Here is a 9,210-nt window from a genome sequence, read left to right as displayed (position 1 = left end):
TAATTTCAGGCAAGAAATGCCGCCACTTGAACAGAGCAGCAGTAGCCATCGGAGGGCGAGAAGGCATAACGGGGCTTGTCTACCTTACCAGCGGCTGTTTTTGCGACACAACCGACAGCAGTAGTCTAAACTCTGGAGCTATGAAACCCCTATGCTCACGATTGTCCTGACTCAGACAAATAAGACGATTTCTGTTTGAGATCTGGTGAAGGTGTGAATGACTGCCACTTTCAATATTTCCGCCATCTTGGAGGATGATTTTCCCCTGTTTTGGCTGCAATTGGTACGCTGTTGCTCTATCAAGCAATGACTGGGAACCATTGACTTCCGATCGCGAAGCCTAAATTCTGGCTCAACCTCAGCCTTCCCAACTCCTTAAATCTCACTATTCCTTGTGCTGATGGGGTGTCGATCGTGGTTAAGTTAGAGAGATGCAAACATCTGTTTAAGGAAGCTCTAAATTATTATGGCGGTTGCGACAGAACCCTTAAGAGGCAAAGCCCTTCTCAGTAAGTTGAAGGAAATTCCAACACTCTCCAAGTCAGAGAAGGCAAAAGCCTGTGGCTATGTCACGAGAACGAAAGACAGGGAAAGGGCGAATTTATCAGAATTCATTGAAGCTATTCTGGAAGCCCAAGGCTTAGCCGTTGAGCCAGAACAGGCAGGGGGGAGGGGTAGAACTCCAACGTATCGTGTTTCTGTTCATACCAATGGGCAAATTGTGATTGGGAAAGCCTATACCGAGATGATGGGACTTAGGCCAGGGGATGAGTTTGAAATTAAGCTCGGCTATAAGCACATTAAACTGGTGCTGGTTCAACCTGCTGGCGGCTCGAGCAATGATGAGGAGTAATCTCTGAGGTGACTGCTAAGCCACATCAAACGATGCCGCTGAACATCACCTTCTGCCACCATGAGCTACATTAGCTACATTAATTTATTGCTCCGGCTAGCTTGCACTGAAGCAAACCTCCCTCCTCGACCCTGTTCTCCCACTTATAGGAAAAGTAACCCCTGACGAAGGGCGATCGGGATAAGGGTTAAGCAAACAAAGCCAATCACTCCAACAGCACCTTGAGCGGCACAGCACAGAAGATAGCTGAACAGCTCAATACGAGAGGTAGTCTCAGTCGAATTGGCATCGATCGCAGCCAACGAAGCGGTAGCAGACAGCTTTTCTATCTCAGTTGTAAAACTCATAGATAAAAATCAATAAATGCCTTCCCTAGCATCAACATAAATGAGCCACAAGTAAAGGCATAAGGAATGAGCATCTGCAATGAATTCTATTACCGATCGCTATGGACTGCCTCATCGACAATGGCTCCAACACGATCAAAGTCCCGATGCCGGCTCAATTAGTCCGTATTGATATTCAATAAATTGGGTCAGAAATAGCCTACGCCAGCACAATCCATCCTCCGCTATCGCATCAGGGTGATGGTGATTGCCTGTTTTGTCACCCTTCTCGGACTGCTTTCACGCTCTTCGCTCCTGTCATCAACCTCGTTTCTGGGGCAGTATAGTGGTGATACTTTGTGGGCACTGCTGGTGTACCTGCTTGTACGCTGGCTTCTGCCTCAGCAATCAATATTGCGATCGGCGATCAGTACGGGTCTATTCGCGCTGGGAATTGAGGTGAGCCAACTCTATCATGCGACATGGATTGATGCAATTCGCCACACCCAGTTCGGAGGTTTAATTCTTGGCTTTGGATTTCTGTGGAGTGATTTGATCTGTTATGCGGTAGGAATTAGCATTGGTGTTTGTTTGGAGCGAGTGCTCCTGCAAAAACGATTTCAAAGGTAAGGGCGGTCGCTTTCATGCGAGTCCGATGGAGCAGACTAATATCTAGATGACTTTGAAGGAAAGGCGATCGGGGCGTGAGTTCAATTGGGTGATATGAACAAAATGCAGCTTCGGTCATCCCAGCCTATGAAAGCTTGCAAGCTGAGGAAATTTACCGTTGGCTGTTTGGACTAATACCTGATTGCCTCACTAAGGAAAGTGCTTCGTATTAGCATTTATGAGGTGGCAAGGAAAGAATCGATCGCTTCTAGAATAAAGGGAGGCGAATCGAGGCCAGCGATATGCCCTCTCACTTTCCGGGCATTAACCCCTACATCGAGAATCCGGAGTTTTGGTCTAAGGGGTTCTGTTGTAAAAACTTCTAAGTCACAAACGAACTGGTTCCGTTCGTATTACCTTAAGCACTCACTCCGAAGATTTCGTTGACGAATTCTGCTTGAGATACACTGTCCCCTTGGCTAATCCCTTTCACTTGCCCTTTGCGAATCATATCTATGGTTCCAATCCCACGCAGCGTTCTTCTCGCCGTGTTGAACGATTGAAATTCCATCATTGGTTTGACAATCCGCTTTATGTTCCGGTGGCCCTGCTCAATGATGTTATTCAAATATTTGCTTTGTCTCAATTTGGTCTCGACTTTCAATGTTTTGTCTTGCTTCAATTCATCCATTGTCACTGGATAGGCAGCATTTTTATCGACGGTAATCACCTGTGGAGTTTGAGTGTGCTTGGCTCCCAAGACCTTATGTAAAAAGCGGGCAGCAGCCTTTCTATCTCGCGAACGCACTCAAGATGAAGTCCAGCGTATTCCCCTCCGAATCCACCGCTTGGTACAAGTATTTCTACTCCCCTCGGATTTTAATATAGGTTTCGTCTACTCGTCATGAATCATTCGTTTGCTGCAAGTGGGGACGGATGCGTTTGTCCAACTCTGGCGCATAGTCCTGCACCCATCGGTAAATCGTCATATGATCTACCTCAACTGCGCGCTTTGCCATCAGCTCCTCTAAGTCTCGGTAGCTCAACGCATAGCGACAATACCACCGTATGTTCAGCAAGATGATTTCAGGCAAAAAGTGCCGCTACGCGAAGGGAGCTGTTGGATTGACCACGATCGCTGAAGCAGTTTTCTCTCAAAAACTCATTTAGAGTATCACTTTTTGCAACGGAACCATCTAATTTACCTCAGCCAATAAGCAGACCCATCTCGCAGCCGGTCTATTAGACCTCGATCGAAGAGTTCTCGACGTAGCAGGGCTGGATCGTTAAAGGTGTGGTGCTGCCTGAGTAAAGCATTGACTTCCTGCTCATTGTACAGAAGGTCGTGCTCAAACTGATTGGCTAAATATTCCAGAGCAAGCTGCTGAAACCGTCCTTTATTGCGTCTGGAGGGCCATTTCTCTAAGCGTCCCTGCTGATCCAAATAGTGCTTTAGTTCTGTGATGTAGTCCATAATTAAGTTTTCATATCACGTTAACTTACTTCGGGGATGCAGAATGCCTGGAACTAAGAATTAGTCGAGCCGATTTGTTGATTAGCTATCCATTCCCGCTGCGCTGCCGCAAGCCCAAACTGTAGCGAGTTGATCGAACGTTGGTGACAAAATGAAAGGGGCGCACGGAAGTATGCAAGAAACCCGGAGCACGCAGGAAAATTACATGACCAGGTGTGGTGTCTAACGAAACAGCATGGGTGCTCTGACGGTCATCACAGCGATAAAACTCGGCTTGCCCACCCAGATTCACAAGGGCAATCAGGTTGATCGCTCTCAAACTATCTCGATGCGGCGTAATGCCAAGTTGTCCTGGTTCATACCGTTGCACAACCAGTTCTGTGAATTGCAAGGGAGTACTAAAGGGATAGTTATCTAGCCGATCGCACGCCTGGTCGAGCAGGGTCTGAAACGCCTGCTTGAATTTTGGATACAGTCCATTGTCGGGAAGACGATTACAAGCACTATATTCTGTTCTGACGACAGCATCGCCCGTTCCTACAGTTTTGATTTCGGGCTCATAGTGAAAGTGCTGTGCCTCTAGCAAAAGGGCTTGCCTTGCTGGTTCAGTAAGGAGGGGAACTGAGACTGCCCCTTCAGTTGCCAGAGCATTGATCAGCGCATGAATATCGAGGGATGGAATAAAGAAGGGAATGCCTCCGAATGCTGTACTTCTAGCATAGCCTCTCATCGTCAGGCTGAGGTCTGGAGCGGGCAGCTGGGTCTGAGCATTACCTCGATCAGTTCTGGGAAGTTGGTTGCTCGAAGGTTAGATTCTTTCCCAGAACTGCCACCAGGAAAAAGGGGTTATTTGAGCCGTGAGCGTAGGGAACACTACGGATGATCCAATTCCCCATTAGCCTGATGCCCAGTTCCCCAGCTTCCTACTACCTGCCTCAATGTCAGCTCTGTGAGTTCTATACCCACAATCCCTATCGCGCTGCACCGTACATCCAACGGGTTTGGCGCTAGAGGAATGTCGTGACTTTGCGGCGGTTACCCTGCAAGGAGAACAGCTTCGCATCGCTCCACCGGATGAAGTGGAGGAGCAATGGTAGCCAGACGGTGCAGCTTATTATAACGGGGAGCGGGTTTTGCAGCCCAGGCAACGCACGTTGACGGATCAACTGGACTTACTGGATACCCATCCCCTTTTTACAGGACGGTGTCCTGTGTGTGAGATGGCGGTCGCTTTAGTTCACCTGACTCAGGTGCATTGGAATTGTCAAGGATGTGGGTGGATGAATGACTCCGTGTCAATCTTGTTGTGTTAGCCGGGTTTACACCTGGCAATAGCGATAGGTCAAGTTCAATTACAATCTCCGTTTGTCTTTAAAGAGTCTTTGCGACATAACCGGAGACATTGAGTACAGCCCGTTCTAGAGTTGGTTGTTTCCCTGCAAAGTCACCGTTCCACTGCATTGCTCCATCACTGCGCTTCATCAAACCTTTACTCAGTAGAAACCATAGAGCGTGTTAGCGACACAGTACCTTCGGGAACATTAGGTATAGCTTATTACAAAGCTACTTGCTTCTCTTCACAGTCGCTTTTCTCCTTAATTACGCATTTCAGGTATCGATGTATGGCTTTTTCCGCTCCCATTGCAAAGAATGAGACGTTCTCATCCTCCCCAGCACAGGCTAATTTCGGTTCAACCCTAGTCGTAATTGATGCCAGCGTTGCTGATTCTGCAATGCTAGCGGCAGAAGTCGTACCAGGGTCGATCGCGGTTCTGCTTGACGCTCAACAAGATGGCATTGAGCAAATTACCCAAGCGCTGCGGCAGCATCCGCAAGTTACCAGTCTGCACATTGTGTCTCATGGCGCTCCTGGTACGCTTTTCATCAGCAACAGCGAACTTAGTTTATCAACCCTCGATCGCTACCGCTGTGATCTACAATCCTGGTCACTCCAATCCCTGGTTCTTTATGGCTGCAATGTTGCTGCCGGAGATGCTGGAACCGAGCTAATTGAAAAACTTCATGCTTTAACAGGAGCAAACATCGCTGCTTCAGCCACTCCTACAGGTAATGCCGCTCTGGGTGGCAACTGGAATTTAGATGTGCAAACCGGAGCAGTAGCGGTTGAACTTGCGCTCACCCTTGAAGCTCAACAAGCTTATGCTGGCATCCTGGGTCCAACCGTTGATATCTCGGGTTCCCTTAGTGCAAATGGCTCTACACCTCAACTGCTTGCTCCTAACGCAGTCATTTCAGGCGTTTCTGGCAACCTACTTGGTGCTAAGGTCAGCTTTGGTACAGGCAGCTTCACTTCAAGCGATCGTCTGGGTCTTCAGGGTGTAGGAACTAGTACCAGTGGAACGATTGCTGGCACTTCTATTAGTTGGAATTACAGCACAAGCACGGGTACTCTCACTTTTACAGGAAGTGGAACAGCCGCACAGTACGAATCAGCTTTCAAGCAGGTCGTGTATTACAGCACCGGCAGCACAACCAATGGTAGCCGCCAAATCGACTTTGCAATTGGTGAAAACCTCGCAAATACTAACAACGGGCACTTCTATGAGTATGTGTCGGGTACATTAACTTGGCAGCAGGCTCGTGATATCGCAGCTCAACAAACGTATTTTGGCTTACAAGGTTATCTGGCAACTGTTACAACTGCTGCCGAAAACACTTTCATCACAAATAAACTCGGTGGTAATGGCTGGATTGGTGGCAGTGACGAGGAAGCCGAAGGAACCTGGAAATGGGTTACTGGACCAGAAAGCGGCACGTTGATGTCTTCCTATTACACGAATTGGGCATCTAACGAACCCAATAATTTCGGCGGAAACGAAGATCACGCCCACTTCTGGGGCACTGGTACCCAAAAAGGTACCTGGAATGATTTTTTGTATAACAATGGTCAGATTGCTGGCTACGTTATTGAGTACGGTGGGATGGCAGGCGATCCGGTTGTTGACCTGACAGGTAGCGTTACTGTTAACGTAAACTACCCTGTTCAAACGGCAGCACCCACTGGTTTAAAACTGCCCTCTGATACTACCAATGACACAGGCATTTCTCAAACCGATCGCATCACCAGCAACCTCCGACCTCAATTTCAGGGGACTGCAGTACCCGGCAGCACAATTAAACTCTATGCTGATGGAGTTGAAATTGCAGGCAATTCTACGATCGATGGTTCAGGCAACTGGACATTTACGCCTTCAGCCGATCTTGCAATTGGAACCCGCAACATTACTGCCAGAGCAACTGCTCCAGGCAGCACCCAAAGCGCAAATTCTGCTGGAATTACCGTCACGATCGACAATACTGCACCAACCATCAATCTCACTTCTAAGCCTGACCTCAACGCAAATAGCGATAAGGGCGTTTCTAACAGCGACGACAAAACAAACCTCACCAGTCTTACCTTTGATGGAACACTCACGCCTGCGGAAGCTGGTTTAACGATTAAGGTCTACGACGGCAATAGCGTTGTTGGTCAGGGAGTCGTCAGTGGAACAGGAGCATGGTCAGTCAATACAACAGGGGTCGGAACCGGAAATCGATCGATTACCTACACCCTGAGTGACGCAGCAGGCAACGAAAGCCAAAAATCAGCGGCATTAACCATTGATGTCAATACCACTGCACCAACCTTACCCGCTGGCTCAACCCCAGACCTGACTGCAGCAACCGACACAGGCATCTTTGACGCTGACAACAACACAGGCGAAAATACCCCTGATTTTGCAGGTCAATTGACTGCCAACGAAGCAGGCTACACAATTACGCTTTACGATGGTTCAACACCTGTTGGCACCGGAGTTGTTCAAGCAGATGGCTCTTGGTTAGTCACGACTTCAGAGTTAAATGATGGCTCCCACGCAATTCAATACTCGTTGACCGACCTGCACGGCAATCAAAGTCAGCTTTCCAGCGCGTTAAGCATTAATGTCAATACAGTTGATCCTAATGCATCAACGATCGCACCTGACCTCACGGAAGCAAGCGACACTGGCATTAGCCGCACTGACAATATTACTGCCAACAATACCCCCACCTTTAGTGGCACAGGAACCGCTGGACAGATCGTTCGCCTCTATGATGGCGATACTCAAGTTGGGGAAGGCACCGTTGATGGCAATGGTAATTGGTCAATTAAAACCTCAGCTTTAAGTGTCGGCGATCGTATCATCACCAGCATCGTTGTCGATCCGCTAACCGGCAACGAGAGCGGCAAATCACCTGCTTTAAATGTCAAGATTGACCCCAATGCCGGTGTCACACCAACCCTGACGCCAGGTAGCTCCAATGGTGGCTCTAACCCCGTAGGCAACGAGAATGGGGGCTTGACCAACAATAACCAACTTCCCTTCAGCGGAAAGGTTGAACCAGGCAGTACGATTGAAATCTTGGCAAATGGTCAAAAAATCGAAGGTACAGCAACGGTGAACCCTGATGGCGCCTGGAGCTTTACTCCCAGCACTCCCCTACTGGATGGCACTTATCAGATGACAGTGCGGTCAACGAACGGGAGTGGTGGCGTTACCCTCTCACCCGAAACCTCGCTCACGATCGATACCAAGCCAGCAACGGTGCAAATCCTTGACTTTGGAGCTAAAGTTCGCGATACCAGTGTGAATAGCCTTAGCTTTAAGTTCAGCGAAGCTGTCAAAAATGTGCAGTTGGACGATTTGGTAATTACACGCGATGGTCAACCCGTTTCACTCACGAGTGCAAAACTATCGACGCAAGACAACCAGATCTTCACGCTAGAGAACATTCCTGGTTTAACGAATCCAGGCGGCAACTATCAAATCAGCATCAAACCCAGCAGCACAATCACTGACCTGGCTGGTAACTCCCTAATGGTTGGCAACAATGATACCTGGCTGACCGGCTTCACTGCAGATGCTCTCCCTGCTCCTCGAAGGGGCGGTAAGCGCGGTCTCGTCGTTTCCGACTTTGGTGGGAAAAACTTCGTCATGGGCAGCATGAACCGTGATGTAATGCGCGGACTGGGCGGCAACGACACACTCTTCGGTTTTGGCGGCAATGATCGTCAGGTTGGTGGTGCTGGAAAGGACAAGCTCTCTGGTGGTGGTGGAAACGACCACCTGCTCGGTGGAACAGGAAACGATAATTGCAGGGGTCGGAATGGCCATGACACCCTCATGGGTGCTGTCGGACGCGATCGCCTCCTGGGCAACAATGGAAATGATGTTTTGATTGGTGGTGGCGGTAAGGATATCCTGAACGGTGGTGCTGGTCGAGACACTTTTAGAGTCGATACGATTGAAAAGGTCAGCGATCGCGTTGTTGATTTTAATAGCGCATCAGACTTAATTGATCTACGCGGCATCTTTAAATCCGCTCAGTTTGCAGCAGACAACCGTTTCGCGCAGTATCACCAATACACAAAGCTGGTACAGGTTGGTGCAAATATTGATGTCCAAGTTGACGGCGATGGTAAGGGCAGCAACACAACATTTTCGACCGTGCTGACCCTACAAAATACCCTTGCAAGCAACGTTAAGTCTACCAATTTTGTAATCGGCTAATCAGTTCTGCTGAATCAAACTGTTGCAGTAGAACAGTTGCAATAACTTAGCACATTGTGCTTCAAGACGCTCTTTCAAGGAGTAGACTGAAGCACATTTTTTGGTTGGTTCATTTTTATCAATTTAGCAAGGGTCCTGTCTACTAGGCGTTTGAAGGTCTTTGAGGTCAAAAATTCGCGGGCATCTCTCTCTGTTAGCCCAACGATTTTTGGGTAGTGTTTTAGATCTGTTGATGCTCTAAACTTTGATAGAAAAGACACCATTTCAATCGATTGGTACGAAGTAGACTTGTCGGGAAATAAGCAAGAATAGAAGGCAGAAATGGGATAAGCAAATGCTGGATATTGAACGGGTGCTGACACAAGACCGCTTGCTGCGCGCTTTAACTGGCTTGAA

7 protein-coding genes and 1 pseudogene are annotated in these 9,210 nt (G+C 48.4%); 3 read left to right on the top strand and 5 right to left on the bottom strand.

From position 1 onward, the window contains the following. The first annotated feature begins 463 nt into the window (after positions 1 to 463). A complete protein-coding gene (locus NDI45_RS29975) occupies positions 464 to 853 on the top strand; it encodes an AbrB family transcriptional regulator (protein WP_348249966.1) in 390 nt (129 codons plus the stop codon). Positions 854 to 996: 143 nt separating this feature from the next. Here NDI45_RS29975 and NDI45_RS29970 read toward each other — a convergent pair whose 3' ends face one another. Beyond that, the gene (locus NDI45_RS29970) at positions 997 to 1,200 is read right to left on the bottom strand and encodes a hypothetical protein (protein ID WP_190791084.1); all 204 of its coding nucleotides are present in this window, start codon (positions 1,198 to 1,200) and stop codon (positions 997 to 999) included. Between the two features lie 240 nt (positions 1,201 to 1,440). Between NDI45_RS29970 and NDI45_RS29965 the strand changes: the two genes are divergently transcribed. Continuing rightward, on the top strand, positions 1,441 to 1,809 hold the full coding sequence (locus NDI45_RS29965; RefSeq protein WP_190791083.1) for a DUF2809 domain-containing protein: 369 nt from the start codon (positions 1,441 to 1,443) through the stop codon (positions 1,807 to 1,809). Between the two features lie 397 nt (positions 1,810 to 2,206). Here the strand turns inward: NDI45_RS29965 and NDI45_RS29960 are convergent. The 3 genes and pseudogenes from NDI45_RS29960 to NDI45_RS29950 form a co-directional block, all read right to left on the bottom strand. Next, positions 2,207 to 2,882, bottom strand: a pseudogene (locus NDI45_RS29960) (IS6 family transposase). 107 nt (positions 2,883 to 2,989) lie between these two features. Then, complete coding sequence (locus tag NDI45_RS29955; RefSeq protein ID WP_190791955.1) at positions 2,990 to 3,262, bottom strand: DUF2087 domain-containing protein; 273 nt, start codon at positions 3,260 to 3,262, stop codon at positions 2,990 to 2,992. 85 nt (positions 3,263 to 3,347) lie between these two features. Further along, positions 3,348 to 3,992 carry a hypothetical protein gene (locus tag NDI45_RS29950; protein ID WP_348249965.1) on the bottom strand — a complete coding sequence of 215 codons (645 nt, stop codon included), beginning with the start codon at positions 3,990 to 3,992 and terminating at the stop codon, positions 3,348 to 3,350. 892 nt (positions 3,993 to 4,884) lie between these two features. Between NDI45_RS29950 and NDI45_RS29945 the strand changes: the two genes are divergently transcribed. Continuing rightward, on the top strand, positions 4,885 to 8,814 hold the full coding sequence (locus tag NDI45_RS29945; protein WP_348249964.1) for an Ig-like domain-containing protein: 3,930 nt from the start codon (positions 4,885 to 4,887) through the stop codon (positions 8,812 to 8,814). 74 nt (positions 8,815 to 8,888) lie between these two features. Here the strand turns inward: NDI45_RS29945 and NDI45_RS29940 are convergent. Beyond that, a partial coding sequence (locus NDI45_RS29940) for a hypothetical protein (protein WP_348249963.1) occupies positions 8,889 to 9,210 on the bottom strand: 322 nt, incomplete at its 5' end.

This window comes from Leptolyngbya sp. GB1-A1, from assembly GCF_039962475.1.
Classification (GTDB): Bacteria; Cyanobacteriota; Cyanobacteriia; order Elainellales; family Elainellaceae; genus Leptolyngbya_A.
The sequence above is the reverse complement of the archived record's forward strand: the minus strand, read 5'-3'. Positions and strand labels throughout refer to the sequence as shown.